The sequence below is a fragment of the Janthinobacterium sp. GW822-FHT07H10 genome (genome assembly GCF_058798675.1).
This window is the reverse complement of the sequence record NZ_JBXAKS010000003.1, coordinates 557,026-579,421: the sequence shown is the minus strand read 5'-3', so window position 1 is coordinate 579,421 and position 22,396 is coordinate 557,026. Positions and strand designations below refer to the sequence as shown.

Below are 22,396 nucleotides of genomic sequence, written 5' to 3'. Positions count from 1 at the left end.
GCGCAGGCGCGTAATCCGACATGATCGGCCAACAATGTTGTCGGATCACGCGCGGCGTTGCCGCGCCAATCCGGCCTACGCAATTTATGCCGGCACACCCAAAATCACGCTGGAGGCCTTGAAGATCGCCGTCACGCTGCTGCCGATCTCGATGCCCAGGTCCGTGCTGCTCTGGTTCGTGATGATGGCGGCGATGGTGCCGCCGCGCGGCAGGTCCAGCACCACTTCCGTGTTGACGGCGCCCGTCTGCACGCGCGTGACGGTGCCGGCCAGCTGGTTGCGCGCGGAGAAGCGCGCGCCCTCGCTGTCGGCCACGAGGATGATCGACGAAGCCTTGATCAGCGCGAACGCTTCCACGCCGGCGGCCAGGTCCAGGCTTTCGCTGCTGTCGCGCGTGACGATGGCGACGATCTGCTGGCCACCCGGCAATTCCAGCGTGACTTCGTCGTTGACGGCGCCCACCTTGATGTCGGCTACCTTGCCGAGGAATTGATTGCGTGCCGTGGTTTTCATGGCCATTCTCCGTATGAGTAAAAGATCGTCGGCGATGCCTTCCGCCTGGCTGCCCAGCTGGCGCAGATAGCGCGCATGCTCACGCTCGATGATACGGAAATTGTCGACCAGCTGGCGCCCCCTTTGCGTCAGCCGCGTGCCGCCGCCGCCCTTGCCGCCCGTCAAGCGCTCCACCAGCGGCTCGCCGGCCAGGTTGTTCATGGCGTCGATGGCGTCCCAGGCCGCCTTGTAGCTCATCTTCACAAGCTTGGCCGCCTGCGTGATGGAACCGCACTCGGCGATGGCGCCCAGCAATTCCACGCGTCCGGCACCGCCCAGATTTTCTCCGCCCACCGTCATCCATACCGAGCCTTGCAGGCCGATTTCCGCTGCCGCCGATTTATCCAATGCGTTCACCCAATGCCTCTTCCATGCTGTCAATTTGTCCGTCGCGCAAGTAAAGCACATGTTCGCCCAGGATGCGCGCATCTTCCGGATCATGCGTGATCAGGATCATGGGCACGTCCAGGCGCTGCTGCCACTGGCTCAACTCGAGGCGCATTTTGACACGCAGGGCCGGATCGAGGGCGGCAAACGGCTCGTCGAGCAGCAGGGCGGCCGGTTCGGCCACGAGCGCCCTTGCCAGCGCCACCCTTTGGCGCTGGCCGCCGGACAACTCGTCGGGGAACTGGTGCGCCAGTTCCTGCAGGTGAAACGCGTCGAGCCAGTGCTCGACTTTCTGCAACTTTTCGCGCGCGCGCGGATTGAACCAGCCCCGCGCCAGGCCAAAGCCCACGTTCTGGCGCACCGTCAGGTGCGGGAACAGCGCGTAGTCCTGGAACAGATAGGCGACATTGCGCTGCTGCGGCGGCAGGTTGATGCCGGCGGCGGAATCGAACAGGGTGCGCCCGTTCAGGCGGATATGGCCTGCGTCCGGGGTGAAGAGGCCGGCAATGGCTTTCAGGGTCATGCTCTTGCCGGCCCCGGACGGGCCATACATGGCGATGCGCTGGCTGCTGGACGTGCACTGCACGTGCATGTCGAAACGGCGTTTGCCGGAGCGCAAGGTGGCGCGGAGGTCGAGGTCAAGTTGCATGGCGGTCATTTGTGAGCGATGCGTCCCGGTGCCAGGCGGCCGGCGGCCAGCAGCACCACGATGCAGACGACGGAAGTGATCAGCACCAGCATGTTGGCCGCATCGTCCTGGCCCGCCTGCACGGCTTCATACACGGCGACCGACAGGGTCTGCGTCTTGCCGGGAATGCTGCCAGCCACCATCAGGGTGGCGCCGAATTCGCCCAGCGCGCGCACAAAACCCAGCAGCACGCCGGCCAGGATGCCGCGCCACGCCAGCGGCAGGGTGACGCGGAAGAAAATCGCCAGCTCCGAGATGCCCAGCACGCGGGCCGCCTGCTCGAGCTGGCCATCGACGGCCTCGAAGGCGGCGCGCGCGGGCTTGAAGACGAGGGGGAAGGCCACCACCGTCGAGGCGATCACGGCGCCTTGCCAGGTGAAGATCAGGTTGATGCCGAAGGTATCCTGCAGCCAGATACCGAGCGTGCCGCGCCGGCCCAGCAAGACCAGTAAATAGTAGCCGAGCACGGTGGGCGGCATCACCATCGGCAAGGTCAGCAGCGCATCGAGCAGGTTACGCCCAGGAAAGCGGGCACGCGCCAGCAGATAGCCGGTGCCGATGCCGAGCAACAAATTGAGCGCCGTGGCCCACGCCGCCACCTTCAGCGACAGGGCCAGCGCGGTCCAGGCGATATCCATGCGGGAACTTGACTAACTATGGTTTCTTGAAGCCGTACTTGGCGAGGATGGCTTGCGCCGGCGCCGTCTGCAGATAGCTGACGAAACGCTTCGCCTCGGCCTGGTTGGCGCTGTCCTTGATGGTGGCGATCGGGTACAGCACGGGCGCGTCCAGCGGCACTTCCAGCACCACATTCACTTTATCCTTCATGATGGCCGCGTCGGTGGCATACACGAAACCCGCATCGACTTCGCCGCGCGCCACGTAATCGAGCGACTGGCGCACGTTTTGCGTGCCGATGGCCTTGGTCTGCACGGCGTCCCACAGCTTGGCCTTCTTCAGCGCGCCTTCCGAATAGCGGCCAACGGGCACGCTGGCCGGGTTGGCGATGGCGACGCGGGTCACGCCCTTGTGCGTCAGGTCCGTCAGGCTCTTGATGCCGAGCTTGCTGTCGTGCGGCACGATCAGCACCAGGCTGTTGCCGACGAAATCCTGGCGGTCGGCCGGCAATACGAGGCCCTGCTTTTGCGCCGCATCCATGGTTTCCTGGTCGGCCGAGGCAAACACGTCGACGGGCGCGCCCTTGACGATCTGCTGCAGCAGCACGCCCGAGGCGGCGAAGTTCAGCGAGACTTTGCTGCCCGGATACTGCGCCTCATAGCCCTGCGCCGCATCCTTGAACGCATTCGTCAGGCTGGCGGCGGCCGAGACCACCACTTCGCCGGCCAGGGCGGACGAGGCGACGGTGGCAAGCAGGGCGGCGCCGAAGAATTGGGCGAGAGGGGTGAGGCGCATGGTCGTATCCTTGTAAAGTGAACGGTGAACAAGGAGCGTAATATACACTTATATATAACGTTCTGCCATCGCACAAGTCAAGACAGCACAGCATGCATTCCCTGATATACTGTATATAAACACAGTATATCGAGGTGAGCCATGGAATTGACGGACAAGCTGGAAATCCTGGCCGACGCAGCCAAGTACGACGCGTCCTGCGCCAGCAGTGGCGCGCCCAAGCGCGACTCCATCGGCAAGGACGGCTTTGGCGCCACCTCGGGCATGGGCATCTGCCACAGCTACACGCCGGACGGGCGCTGCGTCTCCCTGCTGAAAATACTGCTGACCAATTACTGCCTGTACGATTGCCAGTACTGCGTCAACCGCCGCAGCTCGAACGTGCCGCGCGCGCGGTTTACGGTGGCCGAAGTGGTCAGGCTGACGGCCGATTTTTACCTGCGCAACTACATCGACGGCCTGTTCCTCAGTTCCGGCATCATCCAGTCGGCCGACTACACGATGGAACAGCTGGTGCAGGTGGCGCGCGAGCTGCGCGAAGTGCACCAGTTCCGCGGCTACATCCACCTGAAAACCATCCCCGACGCCGATCCCGCCCTGATCGCGCAGGCGGGCCGCTATGCCGACCGGCTCAGCGTCAATATCGAACTGCCGACGCAGGACAGCGTGCAAGCACTGGCGCCGGAAAAAAGCGTGCACACGATCAAGCTGGCCATGGGCGCCATCCGCCGCAAGCTCGATGAAAAGGCAGAGGAACCAAGGTCGCCGCGCTTCGCGCCGGCCGGGCAAAGCACGCAGATGATCGTCGGCGCCGACGCCAGCGACGACCAGCAGATCCTCTCCACGGCCGAGACCCTGTACGGCAGCTACAAGCTCAAGCGCGTGTACTACTCGGCCTTCAGCCCCATCCCCGACAGCCCGAAAAGCGTGCCGCTGGCGCCGCCGCCGATGCTGCGCGAACACCGGCTGTACCAGGCCGATTTTTTGCTGCGCAGCTATGGTTTCCAGGCCAGCGAACTGCTGCCGGCAACGGGCGGCAACCTGGCGCTCGATATCGACCCCAAGCTGGCGTGGGCGCTGGCGCACCGCGAACATTTTCCGCTGGACTTGAACCGCGCGGCGCAGCACATGATCGCGCGCGTGCCCGGCATCGGCTTGCGCAACGCACAGCGCATCGTCGACCTGCGCCGGCTGCGGCAAGTGCGCTACGCCGACCTGTCGCGCCTGCGCTGCAGCATGAAGAAAATCGCGCCCTTCATCATCACGGCCGATTATTTCCCCGCGCGCGACACCACGGCTTCCGAACACCTGCGCCAGGCCATGGCGGAAGCGCCGCGGCAGATGCATTTGTGGCCGGAATTGCAGGCGGCATGAACGCCGTGGCGCGGCTGGCGCAGTCGTTCGACGAGTGGCGCGCGGCCGCCCGCGAATTGATCGCGCGCAAAGTGCCACCTGCCGATGTCGCCTGGCACGCACAAGCGGGCGATGGCGACCTGTTTTCGTCCGCCCCTGCGCCTGCCGACGCTGTCATGTCGGCGCCCGCCTTGCGCCTGCCGCGCCAGCTGGTGGAACTGCTGGAAGCGGCCGCCTGTTTCAACGCCGCCGACCGCTGGGCCTTTCTGTACCAGGTGCTGTGGCGCTGGCAGCTGGGCCAGCACGACGTACTGTCTCCCGCCGATGCGGACGGCGCGCGCCTGCACGCCATGGCCAAGGCCGTGCGCCGCGAAGAACACGACATGCATGCCTATGTACGCTTCAGGGAACGCGACGAAGCGGCTGGCGCGCCGCGCTTCGTCGCCTGGTTCGAGCCCGCGCACGAGGTGCTGCCGCAAGTGGCGCGCCACTTTGCGCGCCGCATGGGCGCCATCAGCTGGATGATCGCCACGCCCCGGGCCAGCATGCTGTGGGATGGCGCCACCCTGCATGCGGGACCGGCGCTGCTGCGTGGCGCGGCCGACATCGACGATGCGGGCGAAGCCCTGTGGCTGACCTACTACCGCAGCATCTTCAACCCCGCGCGCGTGAATGCCGGCTTGCTGCACAGCCATATCCCCTCGCGCTTCTGGAAGAACCTGCCGGAAGGCGCCATCGTGCCCGCCATGCTGAGCGGCGCCGCCAACGGCGAACGGCGCACGGGCCAGACGGCGAGCGTGGGCCAGCGCAGCGGCGCGACCATGATCCCGATCTCCGCCGAACGCGCCCAGCCCGCGCGCGACCTGCCCACCACCCTGGACCGGTGCCGCCGCTGCGAATTGTGGAAGACCGCCACGCAAGCCGTGCCCGGCACGGGGCCGGAACAGGCGCGCATCATGCTCATCGGCGAGCAGCCGGGCGACCAGGAAGACCTGGCGGGCCTGCCGTTTGTCGGCCCGGCCGGCGCGCTGCTGCAGCAAGCCATGCATGAAGCGGGCATGGCGCGCGACAGCGTGTATCTGACCAATGCTGTCAAGCATTTCAAGTGGGAACCGCGCGGCAAGCGCCGCCTGCACAAGACGCCCACGCAGCGCGAAATCCTCGCCTGCCATGGCTGGCTGGAAAAGGAACTGGCCAGCGTGAAACCGCAGGTGATCGTAGCGCTGGGCAGCACGGCATTGAAGGCGCTATTGCAAGATGGCGCGGCGAGCATGACACCGCTGATCGGCACGCCCGTCTTGCACGACGGGCGCTGGGTGATTACCGTATATCACCCAGCGTATGTGCTGCGCGCGCCCGATGCGGCAAGCCGGCGCCAGGCTTACGCAGTGATCGTGGCGGGGCTGCGGCAGGCGCTGCTGCTAGGGCAGGATAGCCATCACAGCGTCGAGGCCGGCACTTCCTGCCCCTCGTCGCGCCGCGCATAGCGTTGCGCGATCACGGCGCAGATCATCAGCTGGATCTGGTGGAACAGCATCAGCGGCAGGATCACCATGCCCAGCGAGCGCGTGGAGAACAGCACCTTGGCCATCGGCACGCCGCTGGCCAGGCTTTTCTTCGAGGCGCAAAAGACGATGGCGATCTCGTCTTCCTTGTTGAAGCCCAGGCGGCGGCTGACGAAGGTGGCGATGCCCAGCACCAGCGCCAGCAGCAGGATGCTGATCAGGCCCAGCGCCACCAGGGTTTCCACCGAAATCGTGTGCCACAGGCCTTCGCTGACGGCTTCGCTGAAGGCCGTGTAGACGACCAGCAGGATGGAACCCTGGTCGACGTATTTCAAGGTGGCCTTGTGGCGGTCGACCCAGCGCCCGATCCAGCGGCGCAGGAACTGGCCGGCCAGGAACGGCAGCAGCAGTTGCATGACGATGGACAGCACGGCGTCGACCGAGGACTTGCTTTCCGCGCCCTTGGCCACCAGCAAGCCCACCAGGATGGGGGCGAGGAAGATGCCGATGAAGTTCGAGGCCGAGGCGCTGCAGATGGCGGCCGGCACATTGCCACGCGCCATGGCCGTCATGGCGATCGACGATTGCACGGTCGACGGCAGGGCGCACAAGAACAAAATGCCCATGTACAGGTCGGGCGTGAGGAAGGTCAGCGCCAGCGGGCGCAGGGCCAGGCCGAGCAGGGGGAACAGGACGAAGGTGCTGGCCAGCACCAGCAGGTGCAGACGCCAGTGCATGGCGCCGGCCACCACGGCTTCGCGCGACAGCTTGGCGCCGTGCAGGAAGAACAGGGCGCCGATGGCGACGGTGGTGATATTGCCGAACACCACGGCCGTCTGGCCCGTGCAGGGCAGGAAACTGGCCAGCGCCACGGTGACGAGCAGGGCGATGGTGAAAGAGTCGGGTTTCAGATTGCGCAACAGGGCAGCGGGAGAGAAAGAAGACATGCAGTAGCCTGGTAGCGGCGCAGCCGTGCAGCACTGTGCCGTGGATGACAAACAGCGCCAGGAGCGGCGCCAGTGCTGGCTATTCTACCTGCATTGTCCGGTTCCTTGCCCAGCTCCTTGCCTGGCGGTATGACTTCCCGTGCAAACCGGGCGGGCAAAAAAAATGCCCTGTCCGCAGACAGGGCAACCCGGAGTAAAGTACAGCGCGAGGGAATTAACCGGCGGCTTTGACTTTCAGCTCGTTCTTGATTTCTTTCACGCCGCTCACGGAAGCGACGATCTGCACGACGCGGTCACCCGCTTCGGCGCTCGGCACGTCGCCCGACAGGACCACGACGCCTTGCTGGGTTGCTACCTTGACTGGCAGGGCAGCGGCTTGCGCATCGGCGCTCAGGGCGGCCTTGGCCGAGGAAGTGATGGTTTCATCAGGCACGGCAGCGGCGGCATTCGCGGCAACCACGGTGTCAGCAGGAGCTTGTGCTTTTGGTGCGGAGTCAGCTGCATGCGAAGCGGTGATCGAGGCGCCCGACAGTACGATAGCGGCAACCAGGGTATTGAACAGTTTCGATGTTTGCATGGTAGTTCCTCTCAATGAAGTTAAAAGCTTCTTACTTGGATAAAGCAACACTTTGAAGCGTTACATCTACCCATACAGCAAGCACCGTGCCAGCTTTTAAAACCCATTCAAAATCAATGACTTAGCATCACATTCGATTTTTCCGGCCCATTTCGCGGCGCGCCGGCGCGAAAATCGGGGCTTTTTGTCGCCAGACGGCGACAACTTATGGCAGCAATGGCAATGTTTTTGACTAAGCCCCTGATTTAACACGCTTTATTTTTGTCGCTATTCAGCGACAGGGTCGCCATCCGTGCGGAACAGGGCCGGCGTCAGCTCGTATTTCTGCAGTAAACGGTAGAACTCCGTGCGGTTGCGGTCGGCCAGGCGGGCCGCATCGGCCACGTTGCCATCCGTCAGGCGCAGCAACTGGATCAGGTAATCGCGCTCGAAGCGCTGCTTGGCCTCGTTGTAGCTGAGCGCCTCGAGCGACGGCACGCGCAGCGCGCGCTGCACCAGGGTCAACGGCACCAGCGGCGCCGTCGCCAGCGCGCACACTTGCTCGACCACATTGACCAGCTGGCGCACATTGCCGGGCCACGGCGCGGCCACCAGCGCCGTCAAGGCGTCGGGCGCGAAGCCGTTCAGGGGTTTCTGGTACTTGGCCGCCAGCTTGTGCAGGAAATGGTTCGCCAGCAAGGCGATGTCTTCGCGGCGCTCGGCCAGCGGCGGCAGGGTCAGGGTGACGACGTTCAGGCGGTAATACAGGTCTTCGCGGAATTGCCCTTCCGCCATGGCGACGTCGAGGTCGCGGTGCGTGGCCGACAGCAGGCGCACGTCGACGGGACGCGTCTGGTCGGCGCCGACGGGACGCACGGCCCGCTCCTGCAGCACGCGCAGCAACTTCACTTGCAGCGGCAAGGGCATGTCGCCGATCTCGTCCAGGAACAGGGTGCCGCCATCGGCCGCCAGGAACAAGCCTTCGCGGTTGCCGACGGCGCCCGTAAACGAGCCCTTCACGTGGCCGAACAGCTCCGATTCCAGCAGTTGCTCGGGAATGGCGCCGCAGTTGACGGCGATGAACGGCGCCTTGGCGCGGCGGCTGGCGTTGTGCAGCGCGCGCGCCAGCAACTCCTTGCCCGTACCGCTGGGGCCGCGGATCAGGATGCTGGCATCGGACCCCGCCACCAGCTTGGCTTCGGCCAGCAGCTCGGCCATCTGCGCACTGCGGCTGATCAGTTCGGCGCGCCAGCTCTCGTCGCTCAAGGCGGCCGCCGGCATGACGGTGGACAGGTTGACGGCGTAGGCAACCTTTTCCATCAGCAACTTGCCGTCGAACGGTTTCGTCAGGTAGGCAAACGCGCCGCGCGCCGTCGCTTCGACGGCGTCGGGAATGGTGCCGTGCGCCGTCAGCAGGATCACGGGCAGGGCCGAATGCTGGCGGCGGATTTCATCGAACAGGGCCAGGCCGTCACGGCCCGGCAGTTGCACGTCGGTAATGACCAGCGCCGGCAATTCCACGGCCAGGCGCGCCAGCGCCGCTTCCGCGCTGCCGACGGCCGTGACGCGGTAGTTGCCGGCCTGCAGGCGGATGGTCAGCAGGCGCAGCAGGTCGGGGTCGTCGTCGACCAACAGGATGTGGGCATGCGTCTGGGCATTCATTTCGGCGCTCCCGCGGCGGGGCGCACGGACAGGCTGCGCTCGATGTTCTTCAGCGCTTCAAGTTTTTCATTGAGCTGGTCGATGCGCCGCTGGGCGTCGCGCAGCTGGCCATTGAGTTTCTCGATGCTGTCTTCCTGGCGCCGCAAGTCCGCATACTGGCTGCTGAGCATTTGCGCCAGCGGTGCCAATACCTGCTCGTCCCTGCCCGTCGCCGTGGCCAGCGGCTCGAGCAAGGCTTGCGCGCGGGCCAGGTCGCCGGGGCCGCGCAGGGTTGCCTGCAGCATGGCGCGGCGCAGCGTGTTGTACGGCGCGTGATCGGCCTTCGCCAGGTCGAGCTGGGCTTTCACCAGTTCCGACGGCGTCATCAGGCGCAAGGCATTCTGGTATGCCAGCAACTCGCCCAGCTTGGGATCGGTCACCACCACCACGCGCGGCGGCGTCTGCACCAGCACGGGCGTCTGTTGGGCGGGCTTGGCGGCGCAAGCGCCCAATAGCACTACGCAGGCGGCCATGCCGGCCAGGGAAATTCTCGTCATCATAAGGGCAGTTCTATCCGAAAATGCGCGCCGGCCTGGCGCGGTAAAAGAGTGACGCTGCCATCGTGGGCGGCGATATATTCGCGCACGATGGACAGGCCGATGCCATTGCCGTTGCGCGCGCCGGCCGCCTGGCGCAGCCCCTGGTAAAACGGTTCGAAGATGCGGGCGACATCCTCGGGCGCCACGCCGGCACCCTCGTCGGTGCAGTCGATGCGCGCACGCCCCGCCTCGCGGGACAGGCTGAAGCGCACGGTGCCGCCTTCCGGGCTGAAGCGCACGGCGTTCGACAGGATGTTCGCCAGGGCCGTGGCCAGCTTGTCGCGGTCGGCCTGCACGATCAGCGAGGCGCCCGCCACCTCGACGCTCAGGCGGCGCGCCTGCCATTGCAGGCGCTGCTCCGCCACCACCTCTTGCAGCAAGACCAGCAAGTCCACCTTGCTGTGCGCCAGGTGCTGGGCGTCGAAGGCGGCGGTATTGTAGCGCAGCAAGTCCTCGATCTGGTTTTGCAGCGACGCCGTGTTTTGTTGCAGGATGCCGGCGATTTCACGCTGACCATCGCTGAGCTTGCCCGCCACCTCGTCTTCCAGCAAGGCCACGCCTTCGCGCAGGGCCGCCAGCGGCGTTTTCAATTCGTGCGAGATATGTCGCAGGAAACGTTCCTTGTCGGCATCGAGGTCGGCCAGGCGCTGGCGCAGCCAGTCCAGCTGCTGGCCCAGGCGGCGCGTGTCGGCCGGGCCGCCGACGACGATGCGCTGGTCATAGCGCTTGTCGCCGAGGCGCTCGATGGCCGTCTCGATGCGGCGCAACGGACGCGACAGCAAGAAGCCGAAGCAGGTGGCCAGCACGGCCGCCAGCAGCACGGCGCCGATCACCAGCGCACCGAGCAGGCGGCGCTGGCGCTCGAGTTCGACCAGCAAGGCGTCGTTGCGGCTGCCGATTTCCGTCTTGCTTTCGCGCGCCAGGGTGTCATTGATCTGCGTCATGCGGGCAAACGCGCGGTACACGACGGCATGGCCATCGCGCTTGCGGCGCTTTCCCGCCTGCAACACCTCCCACGCCGCCTGCGCCTGCGCCGTCCACTCGTCGGCCAGCTGCGGGGCGAACTCGGGCGTGGCGCGGTTCAGCAGTTGCAGGGCCGCCGTGGCCTCGTCGCGGGCCGCCGCATAACGCTCGCGGAAGACGGGGTCGTCGAGCACGAGGAATTGGCGCGCGCTGCGCTCCATGGCCAGCGTGCGCTCGGACAGGCGCTGCGACTGTTCCGTCAGGGTAATCGCCTGCGCCGCCGTCTCGCGCCCCAGCCGCGCCAGGTGTTCCAGGGTCAGCAAGGCTTGCACGGAGGTGGCCGTCAAGATGCCGGCCGTCAGGATGAAGGCGGCGAATAACAGTTGGCGAAAGGAAAGTCTGGACACGGTAACGGCCTTCGGTGCGGTCTGCGGAGCAAAAGGCGCATGGTACGCTAAGCGTTCCATGCGGGGAGCCACCGACCCCAAAGTGGCCTATCTTACAATATTGCAGCGCTACACGGCGCCTGGCGGCCTTCCACGGCGGCGCAGGACTACTCCTAGTACAATAGGGAAAAACTTCACACAGGCATCAACGTGGCTGGCTAGCCCTGGCGTTTCGCCACTTTGTCCCCAGATGTGATGCATGCCCACCGCAATCCGAATTTCCGAATCACCTACCGCAGAGATCCCATACCGCATGAGCACATTTGAAAAAGTCAGCAGCAACTTCATTCCAGTCTTGCAGGCGACCATCGAGCAATACGTCGACCCGGCAACGGGCATGCGCCATATCCACATGCATACCGAACAGGCTGAAATGGTGTTCCTGGTGGCCTTTCCCACTGTGCCGGAGGTAAGCGACGGCCGCGCCCACATCCTCGAGCACCTGGCCCTGTGCGGCTCGGCCCGCTATCCGGTGCGCGATCCCTTCTTCTCGATGCTGCGCCGCTCGACGGCCACCTTCATGAATGCGATGACGTATCCGGACCGCACCGTGTACCCGTTCGCCAGCACGGACCGCAAGGATTTCTTCAACCTGCTCGACGTGTACCTCGATGCGGCCTTCTTCCCGAACCTCGATTACCTGAATTTCCGCCAGGAAGGCTGGCGCCATGCGTTCGAAGGCGACAAGCTGGTGTACCAGGGCATCGTCTTCAATGAAATGAAGGGCGCCTTCAACAGCCCCATGCGCGCGCTCGACAGCGGCATCGCCAGCACCTTGCTCAAGGGCACGACGTATGAAGTGGAATCGGGTGGCGATCCCCTGGTGATCCCGGAACTCACGCATGCCATGCTGAAGGAATTCCACGCCAGCCACTACCACCCGTCGCAAGCCGTGATCATGACTTCCGGCAATATCGAAGCGTCGGCCGTGCAGGAGCAGGTGGCCGAGCGCGTGCTGTCCAAGCTCAGCGGCTTTAGCCCGCGCCGCCTGCCGCAGCTGGCGCCGGCCTGGACGGCGCCGCAGGAAAACGAAGTGAAAATTCCATCGCAGGAAGCACGCGACGATGAATTCGGCCTGCAGTTCGCCTGGCTGATGGGCGAGTCGAGCGACCCCATCGCCTACTACCACGCGCACCTGCTGTCGCACGGCTTGCTGGGCGAATCGTCGGCGCCCGTCATGCGCGCCATGGAATCGGCCGGCTATGGCCGCCCGTCGGACATGAATGGCCGCGACGCCGGCATCCGCCAGATGGTGTTCCACATCGGCATGGAAGGCTTGACCGAGGAACAGATCGCCGATGCGCACCAGCGCATCTGGACGGCACTGGAAGAAACGGCGGAAGAGGGCATCCCGGCCGCCGTGCTGCATGCGGCCTTGCGCGACATCAAGTACAGCCAGCGCGAAATCAGCAGCGGCCGCATGCCTTACGGCCTGGGCCGTTTGCTGCACGCCTTGCCGCTGGCCATGTATGGCGGCGACGTGATGGACGCCTTCGACAATGCGGCCATCCTGGAAACCCTGGAACAGCAAATTGAAGATCCGGCATTCTTCAAGCAACTGGTGCGCGAGCTGATCGCCAACCCGACCCGCCTGACCACGCGCGTAGTGCCCGATAGCGCCTACTTCACGGACCGCGCCGCGCAGGAAGACGCCAAGCTGGCGGCCCTGCAGGCGAGCCTGACGGATGCCGAACGCGAACACATCATCGCCGAATCGGCGGCGCTGGAAGCGCACCAGCAATTGCCGTCGAATTCGGAAGTCTTGCCGCGCATCCGTCCCGGCGACGTCAGCGCGCTGCCGCGCCCGGCGCTGCCGATTCCCCCGGCCGTCGACGGCGCCGTGGCGTTCAGTATCGCCTCGAACGGCATCAGCTACGCCAACGTGCTGTACGACGTGTCGGGCCTGCCGGAAGCGTCGTGGCCATGGCTGCGCCTGTACACGGACCTGGCGCCGGAACTGGGCGTGGGCGACATGTCGTTCGACGACGCCAGCGCCTGGCGCCAGAGCATGGTGCCATCGTTCCACATCGGCCTGGAGGCCATTCCCCGCCCGCAACAGGCGATGCGCGTGGAATTGTCGTTCTCGGCCAGCGGCCTGCGCGAAGAACACGTGGCGATTGCCGCCGTGCTGTCGGCGTGGATCGCCAAGCCCCGCTTCGATGAAGAAGAACGTCTGGCTTTCCTGATCGAAAGCCTGGTGCAGGACAAACTCTCGAGCCTGGCCGAATCGGGCAACCGCTACGCCATGCTGGCGTCGACGGCGCCGCTGTCGGCCACGCGCCGCTTCGACGACATCGTCGGCGGCCCGGCCGCGTTGCCGTTCTACCGCCGCTTGCAGCAGCTGAGCAAGACGTCGGCGGGCTTGCAGGAAATCGCGCGCGAGCTCGACACCTTGCACGCCCACATCATCGCCCAGCCGCCGACCGTGCTGTGTGCGGGACTGGAGCAGGATGGCGAAGTCCTGGCGCGCCTGCTGGAATTGCCGGCCGCCACTGCCGACACGGCCGCGCCAGCGGAAGTGCCAACGCCAGCAGCATTGCCGCTGGCCAATACGGCGCTGCATGCGACGAGCCAGATCAACCATTGCTTCGTTTCCTGGGCCGTGCCCGGCGTGCACAATCCGGACGCCTCGGCCCTGGCCGTCGCGGCCGAACTGATGACGAACCAGGTGCTGCATACGGCCCTGCGCGAAAAAGGCGGCGCATATGGCGGCAGCGCCAGCTATGCGGCCGGCGCCGGCACGTTCACCCTGAGCTCCTACCGCGATCCGCGCCTGGCCGGCACGTTCGCCGACTTCGGCACGACCCTGGAACAGATCCTCGACGGCGACTTCTCGCAAGAGCAGGTGGAAGAAGCCATCATCTGCGTCATCAAGGGCCTCGACAAGCCGCATTCGCCCTACGCGGAAGCGCTGACGGCGTGGAACATGCAGCAGCGGGGCACGACGGAAGCCGTGCGCCAGCAGTTCCGCAGCGGCGTGCTGAACTGCACCTTGAGCCAGATCAAGGATGTCACACGCACCTGGCTGAAAAACGGCCAGCCTAGCCGCGCCGCGTTTGCGGGCAACACGACGCAAGACCTGGCCGGGCTGGAAGTGGTCGACCTGCTGGCGCTGGCGTCCTAAACTGGCCAGGCGAATCATGTCGGATTACGCGGCGCGCCGCCGCTAATCCGACCTGCGCCGCTATTGCGGTATTGCGCTCGGCTCCATGTACATCAGTTCCCACTGGTGCCCATCCGGGTCCTGGAAGCTGTGGCCATACATGAAGCCGAAATCGATGGGCTCCTTGTAGATGCTGCCGCCCGCCTTGACGGCCTTCGCCACCAGCTCATCGACTTCGCCGCGGCTCTCGGCCGACAGGCACACCAGCACTTCCGTCGCCACCTTGGTATCGCACAGCTGCTTGGGCGTGAATTGTCTGAACTTGTCTTCTGTCAGCAACATGACAAAGATATCGTCGGCAACGATCATGCACGTCGCCGTTTCATCGGTGAAATGGGCGTTGAAACTGAAGCCCAGCGCCGTGAAAAACGCCACGGAACGCTCGAGCGACTGCACGGGCAGATTGACAAAGATTTTACGGGCCATCATGTCTCCTTGAGGTGAGATGAAAAATGCTGCCCGCCGATTCTACACCGGCTTTTTACGTGCCCGCGCGTCCCACGCTCTTCGGCGTATAGCCGAAATAGCGCGCAAAGGCGGTGCTGAAATTGGCAGGGTGGCGATAGCCCGTTTGCCAGCCCGCCTGCGCCACCTGGTAACCATTTTCCAATAGCAACTTGGCCCGCTGCATGCGCAGCGCCAGCAGGGTGCGCTGCGGACTGTCGTTGTAACGGTAGCGCCACCCCTGCTTGAGCTTGAACAAGCTCAGGCCCACTTGCGCGCACAGGTAAGCGAGCGTGAGTTCCTGCGCCATCTGCTCCTGCATCAGCGCATATGCGCGCTCGATCCGGGCGATATCGTCCTCGCGCCAGCGCGGCACGCGCACGGGCGCCGGGCGCAAGGCTTCCAGCTGCTCCGCCAACAGACTGAGCACGCCGATATGCACGGCCAGCGGGTCCGTCGCGCGCAGCAGCGAGCGGGCGTGCAGTGCGGAGGCAGCCGTGGTGGCCGCATGCGCCAGCTGGCGCGCGCCGCCGTGGGGCAGCAGCGAAGACAGTCCCGGCTGCCAATAGCGCGCCAGTGCCTGTTCATCGACCAGCACGCGCAATTGCGCCGCCCTGTGCTTCGCCTCGAAACGGCGCTCGCCGCGCGTATGGCGAAACACCGTCAGCGTCGTATGGCCACCCTGGAAACGCAATTGCCCGCCATCGCGCGTGGCGTAGGCGGACGCGCCTTCGAGGCCGATGGTGATCACGAGGCCGCCCGCATCGGCATGGTTCGACTGTTCGACGAGCGCCAGGCGCGGACGGTAGTCGGAATGCACGAGCAGCAAGCCGTCATCCACCTGCCGCTGGTCGGCGCGGCAGGCACCCATCCCCGGATCCAGCTGGCGCCGCGTCCAGCCAGCCGCTTCCCTGTCGTGTTCCATCATCGCTTCCCCCCCTGTCCTGGTGCGCCGTCGCGCAGACGAAATGCGCCGTTTCGCACACAAATGCAAATGATAATTATTCTCATTGTTGCATAAAATGAGCGGCATGCCCACCATATCGAAAGGAAGCACCATGTCGTTCACCTCACAGCACGCCTTGCAACCGTATTGGGACCTGGCCGTCGCGCCCATCCAGGCCGATGCGCTGGCCGCCGCCCTGGAACTCGGTATTTTCGAGGTGCTGGCGACGCCGCACACGCCGGCGCAGCTGGCCGAGACCTTGTCGCTGCATGCGCCGCACACGGCGCTGCTGCTGGAATTACTGTGGAGCATGCAGGTGCTCGAGCGCGGCGTGGCCCCCAGCGCCGGCGATACCGCGGCCAGCTACCGCTGCACTGCCAACACCTTGCAATATTTCTGCCGCTCCTCTGCCGCCTTTTGCGGCGATGCCTGGCTGTACCGGCTGCATGCGCTGCGCCATTTCGCCACGCAGCTTGGCCCCCTCGTGCGCGACGGCGGCAAGGTGGCGCCCTACCGCACGGCCACTGGCGTCAACTGGGCCGCCGCCGCGCAGCAGCAAATCGGCCAGGAGCAGCGCGCCGTCACCATGCGCGCGGCCCTGTCCGTGATGCAGCGCATCGCGCCATTTGCGGCAGGCGCGACACCATTGCGCCTGCTCGACCTCGGCGGCGGTCCCGGCTGGGTTGCCATTGCGCTGGCGCAAGCCCACGCCGGCCTGCGCGGCTGCGTCTTCGACTGGCCTGAAACCGTGGCCGTGGCGGCCGCGAATATCGCTCACGCGCAACTATCTGAACGCCTCGAGACCCTGGGCGGCGACCTGGCGAGCGACGACATCGGCGGCGGCTACGACCTCATCTGGTGCTCGTCCGTGCTGCACTTCGTGCCCGACATGCCAGCGGCCTTGCGCAAGATGCGCGCGGCGCTGAAACCGGGCGGCGTGCTCGTGTGCGTGCAGGCGGAAATCGCCGCCACGCCGGAAGCGGCGGCCCGGGTGCTGCCCTACTATTTGCCGATGCGCATGCTGGGTCGCGCCGTCACGCGGCAGGGCGAATTGGCGCAGCACGTGCGTGACGCCGGCTTTGCACGCGTCGAGCAATACCAGGCCAGCGATTTCCCCATGGCGCCCGTGCAGGTACTGATCGCGCACACCGCATAATTATCATTATTGCAGCAAATACGCTAAGCTATGCCTGCCGCGTGGCCGCTTCCTGACGATGCCTGGTTCGCCAGTACCGCCGCACTGCGCGCGATACGCCGCATGGCGTTCGCATCCTCGATCGATGTCATCCGCAGCACGGTGCTGCCTCCATAAGGAATCCATCATGAGTCAAGCAATTGCAGGGAAAGTCGTCGTCATCACCGGTGCCAGCAGCGGCCTGGGCGAAGCCACCGCGCGCCACCTGGCGGCACTGGGCGCCTCCGTCGTGCTCGGCGCGCGGCGCATGGATCTGCTCAACACCATCGCCGAGGAAATCACGGCCGCCGGCGGCCAGGCGGCCGTCGTGCAGACCGACGTGACCCAGGCTGGCGACCTGAAACGCCTGATCGACACGGCGCTGGCCGTGTTCGGCAAGGTCGACGTGCTGGTCAACAATGCGGGGCTGATGGCCATCGCCCCCATCGACGCGCTGAAGGTCGAGGAATGGGAGCGCATGATCGATATCAACATCAAGGGCGTGCTGTACGGTATCGCCGCCGCCCTGCCGCATTTCCGCGCGCAAAACAACGGCCACTTCATCAACATCTCGTCGGTGGCGGGCGCGAAAGTGTTCAGCCCGGGCGGCACCGTCTACAGCGGCACCAAGTTTGCCGTCAGCGCCATTTCGGAAGGCTTGCGCCATGAACTGGCCGCCAGCGGCGGCACCATCCGCACCACCACCATCCTGCCGGGCGCCGTGGACACGGAACTGGCCGGCGGCAGCAGCCACGCGGAAAGCGCGGCTGGCTTGCAAGAGTTTTACAAGCAAGCCATTCCCGCCGACGCCGTGGCCCGCGCCGTCGCGTATGCGATCGAGCAGCCGGACGGCGTGAGCATCAATGAAATCGTGCTGCGCCCGACGGTGCAAGAGTTTTAAGCGTCGCCATCCTGTAGCGAGGCGACGATCAGGGCCGCCAGCCGTTCGACGGGCGGCCTGGGCGTGGCGGCGCCATACAGCAATTCCAGCGCCAGCGCGGGCAGGGCGGGCAAGCCGGCCTCCCCCTCGTCGAGGGCGCGCACGGTGGACGGCAAGCCCAGGCTGGTGCGTACCGTCACGCCCAGCCCGGCCGCCGCGGCCGCCCACAGGCCCGCCAGGCTGGGACTGGTAAACGCCGTGCGCCAGGCGATGCCGGCCCGGTCCAGCGCCTGCGTGGCGCAGCGCTGGAACAGGCATTCGCGGTCGAACGTAATCAAGGGCAAGGGTTCGCCCGAGTCGGACCGCCATGCCAGGCTGGACGAGGCGATCCAGCGCATGTCCGGCTCGGCGATGCGTTGCCGTTGCAGCAGCGGATAGTCGGCCACGTCGGCGATGCAGGCGCCGCCCCACAACAGGGCCAGGTCCAGCTGGCCCATGGCCAGCCGCTCCATCAGCTCCGTGTTGCGCGCCACGTGCGCTTCGATGCGCACCTTCGGATGGGCGCGCGCAAAGCGGCCCAGCACGTCCGGCAGCAGCGCTTCGCCAAAATCCTCCTGCAGCCCCAGCTTGATCCAGCCTTCCAGCTCCACGCCGCGCAAGGCAACGGCCGCCTCGTCATTGAGTTCCAGCAAGCGGCGCGCATAGCCGAGCAGGACTTCGCCGGCCGGCGTCAGGGCCAGTCCCCGGCCATCCTTGCGGAACAGGGGTAGGCCCGCCTGCTCCTCGAGCTTTTTCAGCTGCGCGCTGACGGCCGAAGTGGAGCGGCCCACCTTGTCGGCCGCGCGGGCAAAGCTGCCCAGCTCGACGCCGGCCACATAGCTGCGCAGGAAGGCGATGTCGAAATTGAGCAGGCTCATGGCATAAATCGTCCGCTTTTATGGGATGGTGGATCGTAAATTATCTGATATTCAGAATGATCGTAGCGCGCAACACTGTCAGGGTCAACCACTATCCTTCATGACCATGAGCACTGCCTGCCCCGCCGCCACATCCGATCTGTCCGCCCCCGCCCTGGGCGCCGCGCACCGCTGGAAGGTGCTGGCCGTCGGCGTGGCCGCCAACGCCAGCTTTTCCGCCGCCGCCAACGGCATGCCCACGACGGCCATCTGGCTGCGCAGCGGCTATCACCTGAGCAATACGCAACTGGGGGTGGCGCTGGGCGCCATGGGCCTGGGCGTGGCCCTGTCTGAATTACCCTGGGGCATGGCCACCGACCGCTGGGGCGACCGCCCCGTGCTGCTGACAGGCTTGCTGGGCACCATGCTGGCGCTGCTGGCCCTGCTTTTCTGGATCACGCCGGCTGACGGCACGGTGCCGCCGTTGTGGGCGCTGGCAGCCGGGTTGGCGACAGTCGGCGTGCTGGGCGGCAGCGTGAACGGCGCCAGCGGCCGCGCCGTGATGCGCTGGTTCGGCGCCGGCGAACGCGGTTTCGCCATGAGCATCCGCCAGACGGCTGTGCCGCTCGGCGGCGGCCTCGGCGCGCTCGTCCTGCCCAACCTGGCGTCGCGCTACGGCTTCATGCCCGTCTTCGGCGCCCTGGCCTGCGTATGCGCGCTGTCGGCGTTTTTTACATGGCGGTGGATGCATGAGCCCGATTTCTCTGCCGAGGCCGCCATAGGCCCGCACATCGCGTCCACGGGCCTGTCTGATGCCAGGCCAGCGGCGGCGCCGCAAGGTCCACTCAGAAACCGCGGAGTCTGGCGCATGGTGGGCGCCATCGGCTTGCTGTGCGTGCCGCAGTTTGCCGTGCTCAGCTATGCCACCGTGTTCCTGCACGACCATGGCCACCTGGGCCTGGCGGCCATCACGACCGTGATGGTGGCCCTGCAGGCGGGCGCCATGGCGATGCGCATCTGGAGTGGACGCCACACGGACCGCCATGCGAACCGGCCCGCCTACCTGCGCGGCTCGGCCCTGGTGGCACTGGCCACCTTCGTGCTGCTGGGCATTGCCGCCGCGTGCCAGGCGCCGGGCTGGCTGCTGATAGCCACCGTGGTGCTCTCCGGCATCGCCGTTTCCGCCTGGCATGGCGTGGCCTACACGGAACTGGCAACGCAGGCTGGCGCGGCCAGCGCGGGCACGGCCCTGGGCATGGCGAACACGGCCGTGTACGTAGGCCTGTTCCTCACGCCCATCGCCATCCCCCACCTGCTGGCGGCCAGCAACTGGTCCGTCGTCTGGTGGCTGGCGGGCCTGGTGGCGCTGCTGGCCCGGCCCCTGTTTCCCAAGGCTTCACTCAAGACCGGGTAGAAATGCGGTAGACGCAGCGCATCGCATTCGCCAATACATGCTGCTCGCGCACGATGGTCGCGCCCGGCCCCACCACTTCCTGGAACAGCTGGAGTTCGGAGCGGCAAAAACCCTGGCAGGTGCGCGCGGCGGCGCAGATGGGGCAATGGTCTTCGATCAGCAGCCAGTCTTCGCCGTCCTCTTCCACGCGCGCCATATAGCCCTCTTCGTCGCGCACGGCCGCCAGCTGCCGCAGCCGCGTGGGCAAGTCCGGCGCCGAGCACGCCAAGGCATACGCGCCGCGGCTTTCCTCTTCGCGCTGGGTGATCAGCTTGTCCAGCCCCGCCTCGCCGAACAGCTGGCGCACGGAACCGATCAGCTTGATCGTCAGCTGCGCATGCGTGTCGGGAAAGCGCGCATGGCCCGCCGCCGTCAAGACCCAGTTCTGGCGCGGCCGTCCGGCGCCCGCCTGCGCTTCCTGGCGCCCCTCGATGAGACCGGCCGCCACCAGCTTTTGCACTTGCTGGCGCGCCGCCTCGCCCGTCATGTCCAGCGTCTTGGCCAGGGTGGCCGTGGAGACGGGACCCTTGGTCTTGATGAAATACAGGATGCGCTCCGTCGTTTGCGGCGCCTCTTGATTATCCAAACGTTTACTTGTGTAATTCATTTCACTCAACTATCATGGGACCAGTTAACCAACTAATTGCTTGCATAATAGGCCGGTAGCTCCCCGCTGTCGAGGAGTTTCCACGTCTGCTTGCCGGCAAGACACTCTCTCGACTGGAATACCATGCAGCTGCAGCACTCCATCTGGCTGTTTCACGCCATCCTCGCCACCGGCCTGGCCACCTGGCTGAGCCTGGCCACCGTCAACAACCTGCACGCCTTCCACGGCGCCGTCTGGGCCATCGGCAACACCATGCGCATGGACCCGCTGCGCCAGGATCCGACCATCGAAACGCCGCTGCTGCGCCGCGCGCTCACTTCGCTGCTCCTGCACCGCCTGAGCCTGCTGACGGTGCTGGTGCTGCAACTACTGGCCGCCATCGCCGCCTGGACCGGCGTGGCGCTGTTGCTCGGCGCTTCCCTGGCCGAAGCACTGCCCTGGCTGAACCTGGCCCTGTGCGCCATGGCCGCCTTCCTGCTGCTGATGCACCTGGGCGGCCTGTGGTTCGGCTACTGGATCGCGCAGGAAGGCTTGCAGACGACGCACCTGGTGCTGCTGCTGTGGAGCATCGGCCTGTTCTTTCTCTTTAATTTTCACTTCTAACGCGCAGCGGACCTGACCAGCCTCCGCTGCGCCTCTTTTTCCCCGCCGTAAAGGACTTCATCATGAATACGAAAATCGTCGGCGCCTCCGCGCTGGCCGTCGCGCTGGCCGTCGCCGGCGCCGCGCTCTACCCCCGCGCCGCGTCACACGCCGCGGCGCATGCGGCCGATGCCGCCACGTCCGCCACCAAGGTGGCGCTGGTGCCCGTCGTGCTGGGCACGCAGGAACGTTACTTCACGGGCGTGGGCGAGCTCGAAGCGGCGCGCCAGGTGCAGGTGGCCGCCGAGACGGGCGGGCGCGTCACGCAAATCCGCTTCGAGTCGGGCCAGCACGTGGCGGCCGGCGCCATCCTCGTGCAGCTCAATGACGCCCAGGAACAGGCGGTCCTGCTGCGCCAGCGCGCACAGCTGAAAAACGCGGAAAGCAGCCATGCCCGCACCGTGCAGATGGTCAGGGAAAAGGCTGCCACGCAGGAGCAGCTCGACGCCGCCGTGGCCGCGCGCGACGCCGCCCTGGGCGACGTGCGCCAGACGCAGGCGCTGATCGCGCAAAAGACCATCCGCGCGCCGTTCGCGGGCCAGCTGGGCATCCGCAAGGTGCATGTGGGCCAGTACCTGAACGCGGCAGACACGGTGGCCAGCCTGATCGACACGAAGTCGCTGCTGGTGAACTTCGCCCTCGATGAACAGAGCAGCGCGAAACTGGCGCCGGGGCAGGCCGTGCAAGTGCTGGTGGACGCGTACCCCGCCGACGTCTTCACGGCGAAGATCAACGCCATCGACCCGCTGATCGTCCGCTCGCGCATGGTGCAGGTGCAGGCGGCGCTGGGCAATCCGCGCGGCGCCTTGAGGGCCGGCATGTACGCGAATGTGCGCGTGGCGCGCGAAGCTGGCCAGCAACTGACGGTGCCGGAAACGGCGGTGACCTACAGCGCGTATGGCGACACGGTTTTCGTCGCGCAGCAGGAGGGCAGGCAGCCGCTCACCGTCAAGCGCGTGGGCGTCAAGCTGGGCGAGCGGGCCGGGGGCCGCGTGGCCATCCTGGACGGCTTGCGCGAAGGCCAGCGCGTGGTCGCCTCGGGCCAGCTGAAACTGGCCGACGGCATGGCCGTGCAAGCCGTGGCCAATACCCTGGACGAGGCGAAACGCGCCGCGCCCAAATCCGGTTCGTAAGGGAAGGC

General features: G+C 66.0%; 21 protein-coding genes. 8 read left to right on the top strand and 13 right to left on the bottom strand.

Translation table 11 applies throughout. The annotated features are described in order from the left end of the window. Positions 1 to 84 precede the first annotated feature (84 nt). Genes AC1RDJ_RS10395 through modA form a run of 4 tightly spaced genes read right to left on the bottom strand, consistent with a single transcriptional unit; the run spans position 85 to position 3,040 of the window. Positions 85 to 852 (bottom strand): TOBE domain-containing protein, encoded by a 768-nt coding sequence (locus AC1RDJ_RS10395; RefSeq protein ID WP_493027413.1) that lies wholly within the window; start codon positions 850 to 852, stop codon positions 85 to 87. A gap of 40 nt (positions 853 to 892) precedes the next feature. Next, the gene (locus AC1RDJ_RS10390; RefSeq protein ID WP_493027371.1) at positions 893 to 1,588 is read right to left on the bottom strand and encodes a sulfate/molybdate ABC transporter ATP-binding protein; all 696 of its coding nucleotides are present in this window, start codon (positions 1,586 to 1,588) and stop codon (positions 893 to 895) included. A gap of 5 nt (positions 1,589 to 1,593) precedes the next feature. Further along, entirely contained in the window at positions 1,594 to 2,265 is a 672-nt protein-coding gene (modB, locus tag AC1RDJ_RS10385; protein WP_071325967.1) for a molybdate ABC transporter permease subunit, read from the bottom strand. A gap of 16 nt (positions 2,266 to 2,281) precedes the next feature. Further along, positions 2,282 to 3,040, bottom strand: a complete 759-nt coding sequence (modA, locus tag AC1RDJ_RS10380; protein ID WP_071325966.1) for a molybdate ABC transporter substrate-binding protein — start codon at positions 3,038 to 3,040, stop codon at positions 2,282 to 2,284. A gap of 141 nt (positions 3,041 to 3,181) precedes the next feature. Here modA and AC1RDJ_RS10375 point away from each other — a divergent pair, with 141 nt between their 5' ends. Both AC1RDJ_RS10375 and AC1RDJ_RS10370 read left to right on the top strand, forming a co-directional pair. Continuing rightward, positions 3,182 to 4,414 (top strand): putative DNA modification/repair radical SAM protein, encoded by a 1,233-nt coding sequence (locus tag AC1RDJ_RS10375; protein WP_071325965.1) that lies wholly within the window; start codon positions 3,182 to 3,184, stop codon positions 4,412 to 4,414. Continuing rightward, positions 4,411 to 5,880 (top strand): UdgX family uracil-DNA binding protein, encoded by a 1,470-nt coding sequence (locus tag AC1RDJ_RS10370; RefSeq protein ID WP_493027412.1) that lies wholly within the window; start codon positions 4,411 to 4,413, stop codon positions 5,878 to 5,880. Before AC1RDJ_RS10375 ends, AC1RDJ_RS10370 begins: the two co-directional genes overlap by 4 nt. Here the strand turns inward: AC1RDJ_RS10370 and AC1RDJ_RS10365 are convergent. From AC1RDJ_RS10365 to AC1RDJ_RS10345, 5 genes are all read right to left on the bottom strand, one after another. Continuing rightward, on the bottom strand, positions 5,832 to 6,845 hold the full coding sequence (locus tag AC1RDJ_RS10365) for a bile acid:sodium symporter family protein (protein ID WP_071325963.1): 1,014 nt from the start codon (positions 6,843 to 6,845) through the stop codon (positions 5,832 to 5,834). The two genes, AC1RDJ_RS10370 and AC1RDJ_RS10365, sit on opposite strands and share 49 nt — an antisense overlap. 214 nt (positions 6,846 to 7,059) lie before the next feature. Further along, a complete protein-coding gene (locus tag AC1RDJ_RS10360; protein WP_034752546.1) occupies positions 7,060 to 7,422 on the bottom strand; it encodes a BON domain-containing protein in 363 nt (120 codons plus the stop codon). A 267-nt stretch (positions 7,423 to 7,689) separates the two neighbouring features. Beyond that, positions 7,690 to 9,063, bottom strand: coding sequence for a sigma 54-interacting transcriptional regulator (locus AC1RDJ_RS10355; RefSeq protein WP_493027370.1), 1,374 nt, complete (start codon positions 9,061 to 9,063; stop codon positions 7,690 to 7,692). Beyond that, positions 9,060 to 9,602 carry a hypothetical protein gene (locus AC1RDJ_RS10350; RefSeq protein ID WP_071325961.1) on the bottom strand — a complete coding sequence of 181 codons (543 nt, stop codon included), beginning with the start codon at positions 9,600 to 9,602 and terminating at the stop codon, positions 9,060 to 9,062. The genes AC1RDJ_RS10355 and AC1RDJ_RS10350 overlap by 4 nt, the downstream gene beginning before the upstream one ends. Further along, on the bottom strand, positions 9,599 to 11,011 hold the full coding sequence (locus tag AC1RDJ_RS10345; RefSeq protein WP_071326778.1) for a HAMP domain-containing sensor histidine kinase: 1,413 nt from the start codon (positions 11,009 to 11,011) through the stop codon (positions 9,599 to 9,601). The genes AC1RDJ_RS10350 and AC1RDJ_RS10345 overlap by 4 nt, the downstream gene beginning before the upstream one ends. A 292-nt stretch (positions 11,012 to 11,303) precedes the next feature. Here AC1RDJ_RS10345 and AC1RDJ_RS10340 point away from each other — a divergent pair, with 292 nt between their 5' ends. Further along, complete coding sequence (locus AC1RDJ_RS10340; RefSeq protein WP_493027369.1) at positions 11,304 to 14,174, top strand: insulinase family protein; 2,871 nt, start codon at positions 11,304 to 11,306, stop codon at positions 14,172 to 14,174. A gap of 60 nt (positions 14,175 to 14,234) precedes the next feature. On the opposite strand, the gene AC1RDJ_RS10335 is transcribed toward AC1RDJ_RS10340, so the two are convergent. Beyond that, positions 14,235 to 14,639: a VOC family protein gene (locus AC1RDJ_RS10335; RefSeq protein ID WP_493027411.1), complete on the bottom strand. Its 405-nt coding sequence runs from the start codon at positions 14,637 to 14,639 to the stop codon at positions 14,235 to 14,237. Positions 14,640 to 14,694: 55 nt separating this feature from the next. Further along, positions 14,695 to 15,585 carry a helix-turn-helix transcriptional regulator gene (locus tag AC1RDJ_RS10330; protein ID WP_493027368.1) on the bottom strand — a complete coding sequence of 297 codons (891 nt, stop codon included), beginning with the start codon at positions 15,583 to 15,585 and terminating at the stop codon, positions 14,695 to 14,697. Between the two features lie 130 nt (positions 15,586 to 15,715). On the opposite strand from AC1RDJ_RS10330, the gene AC1RDJ_RS10325 reads away from it, so the two are divergent. Continuing rightward, complete coding sequence (locus AC1RDJ_RS10325; protein ID WP_493027367.1) at positions 15,716 to 16,759, top strand: class I SAM-dependent methyltransferase; 1,044 nt, start codon at positions 15,716 to 15,718, stop codon at positions 16,757 to 16,759. Positions 16,760 to 16,925: 166 nt separating this feature from the next. Further along, complete coding sequence (locus AC1RDJ_RS10320) at positions 16,926 to 17,678, top strand: SDR family oxidoreductase (RefSeq protein WP_493027366.1); 753 nt, start codon at positions 16,926 to 16,928, stop codon at positions 17,676 to 17,678. On the opposite strand, the gene AC1RDJ_RS10315 is transcribed toward AC1RDJ_RS10320, so the two are convergent. Beyond that, a complete protein-coding gene (locus AC1RDJ_RS10315; RefSeq protein WP_493027365.1) occupies positions 17,675 to 18,574 on the bottom strand; it encodes a LysR substrate-binding domain-containing protein in 900 nt (299 codons plus the stop codon). The genes AC1RDJ_RS10320 and AC1RDJ_RS10315 overlap by 4 nt on opposite strands. Before the next feature lie 106 nt (positions 18,575 to 18,680). Between AC1RDJ_RS10315 and AC1RDJ_RS10310 the strand changes: the two genes are divergently transcribed. After that, the gene (locus AC1RDJ_RS10310; protein WP_493027410.1) at positions 18,681 to 19,967 is read left to right on the top strand and encodes an MFS transporter; all 1,287 of its coding nucleotides are present in this window, start codon (positions 18,681 to 18,683) and stop codon (positions 19,965 to 19,967) included. Here the strand turns inward: AC1RDJ_RS10310 and AC1RDJ_RS10305 are convergent. Then, a complete protein-coding gene (locus AC1RDJ_RS10305; RefSeq protein ID WP_493027364.1) occupies positions 19,954 to 20,613 on the bottom strand; it encodes a helix-turn-helix transcriptional regulator in 660 nt (219 codons plus the stop codon). The two genes, AC1RDJ_RS10310 and AC1RDJ_RS10305, sit on opposite strands and share 14 nt — an antisense overlap. Positions 20,614 to 20,736: 123 nt before the next feature. Here AC1RDJ_RS10305 and AC1RDJ_RS10300 point away from each other — a divergent pair, with 123 nt between their 5' ends. Continuing rightward, positions 20,737 to 21,216: a DUF2165 family protein gene (locus tag AC1RDJ_RS10300; RefSeq protein WP_493027363.1), complete on the top strand. Its 480-nt coding sequence runs from the start codon at positions 20,737 to 20,739 to the stop codon at positions 21,214 to 21,216. A gap of 62 nt (positions 21,217 to 21,278) precedes the next feature. Continuing rightward, on the top strand, positions 21,279 to 22,388 hold the full coding sequence (locus tag AC1RDJ_RS10295; RefSeq protein WP_493027362.1) for an efflux RND transporter periplasmic adaptor subunit: 1,110 nt from the start codon (positions 21,279 to 21,281) through the stop codon (positions 22,386 to 22,388). Positions 22,389 to 22,396: the final 8 nt, after the last annotated feature.

Excerpts from the sequence above, each read along its gene's own strand:
- AC1RDJ_RS10395 (WP_493027413.1), bottom strand. The coding sequence starts at position 852 with ATGACGGTGGGCGGAGAAAATCTGGGCGGTGCCGGACGCGTGGAATTG.
- AC1RDJ_RS10390 (WP_493027371.1), bottom strand. The coding sequence starts at position 1,588 with ATGCAACTTGACCTCGACCTCCGCGCCACCTTGCGCTCCGGCAAACGC.
- modB (WP_071325967.1), bottom strand. The coding sequence starts at position 2,265 with ATGGATATCGCCTGGACCGCGCTGGCCCTGTCGCTGAAGGTGGCGGCG.
- modA (WP_071325966.1), bottom strand. The coding sequence starts at position 3,040 with ATGCGCCTCACCCCTCTCGCCCAATTCTTCGGCGCCGCCCTGCTTGCC.
- AC1RDJ_RS10375 (WP_071325965.1), top strand. The coding sequence starts at position 3,182 with ATGGAATTGACGGACAAGCTGGAAATCCTGGCCGACGCAGCCAAGTAC.
- AC1RDJ_RS10370 (WP_493027412.1), top strand. The coding sequence starts at position 4,411 with ATGAACGCCGTGGCGCGGCTGGCGCAGTCGTTCGACGAGTGGCGCGCG.
- AC1RDJ_RS10365 (WP_071325963.1), bottom strand. The coding sequence starts at position 6,845 with ATGTCTTCTTTCTCTCCCGCTGCCCTGTTGCGCAATCTGAAACCCGAC.
- AC1RDJ_RS10360 (WP_034752546.1), bottom strand. The coding sequence starts at position 7,422 with ATGCAAACATCGAAACTGTTCAATACCCTGGTTGCCGCTATCGTACTG.
- AC1RDJ_RS10355 (WP_493027370.1), bottom strand. The coding sequence starts at position 9,063 with ATGAATGCCCAGACGCATGCCCACATCCTGTTGGTCGACGACGACCCC.
- AC1RDJ_RS10350 (WP_071325961.1), bottom strand. The coding sequence starts at position 9,602 with ATGATGACGAGAATTTCCCTGGCCGGCATGGCCGCCTGCGTAGTGCTA.
- AC1RDJ_RS10340 (WP_493027369.1), top strand. The coding sequence starts at position 11,304 with ATGAGCACATTTGAAAAAGTCAGCAGCAACTTCATTCCAGTCTTGCAG.
- AC1RDJ_RS10335 (WP_493027411.1), bottom strand. The coding sequence starts at position 14,639 with ATGGCCCGTAAAATCTTTGTCAATCTGCCCGTGCAGTCGCTCGAGCGT.
- AC1RDJ_RS10330 (WP_493027368.1), bottom strand. The coding sequence starts at position 15,585 with ATGATGGAACACGACAGGGAAGCGGCTGGCTGGACGCGGCGCCAGCTG.
- AC1RDJ_RS10325 (WP_493027367.1), top strand. The coding sequence starts at position 15,716 with ATGTCGTTCACCTCACAGCACGCCTTGCAACCGTATTGGGACCTGGCC.
- AC1RDJ_RS10320 (WP_493027366.1), top strand. The coding sequence starts at position 16,926 with ATGAGTCAAGCAATTGCAGGGAAAGTCGTCGTCATCACCGGTGCCAGC.
- AC1RDJ_RS10315 (WP_493027365.1), bottom strand. The coding sequence starts at position 18,574 with ATGAGCCTGCTCAATTTCGACATCGCCTTCCTGCGCAGCTATGTGGCC.
- AC1RDJ_RS10310 (WP_493027410.1), top strand. The coding sequence starts at position 18,681 with ATGAGCACTGCCTGCCCCGCCGCCACATCCGATCTGTCCGCCCCCGCC.
- AC1RDJ_RS10305 (WP_493027364.1), bottom strand. The coding sequence starts at position 20,613 with ATGAATTACACAAGTAAACGTTTGGATAATCAAGAGGCGCCGCAAACG.
- AC1RDJ_RS10300 (WP_493027363.1), top strand. The coding sequence starts at position 20,737 with ATGCAGCTGCAGCACTCCATCTGGCTGTTTCACGCCATCCTCGCCACC.
- AC1RDJ_RS10295 (WP_493027362.1), top strand. The coding sequence starts at position 21,279 with ATGAATACGAAAATCGTCGGCGCCTCCGCGCTGGCCGTCGCGCTGGCC.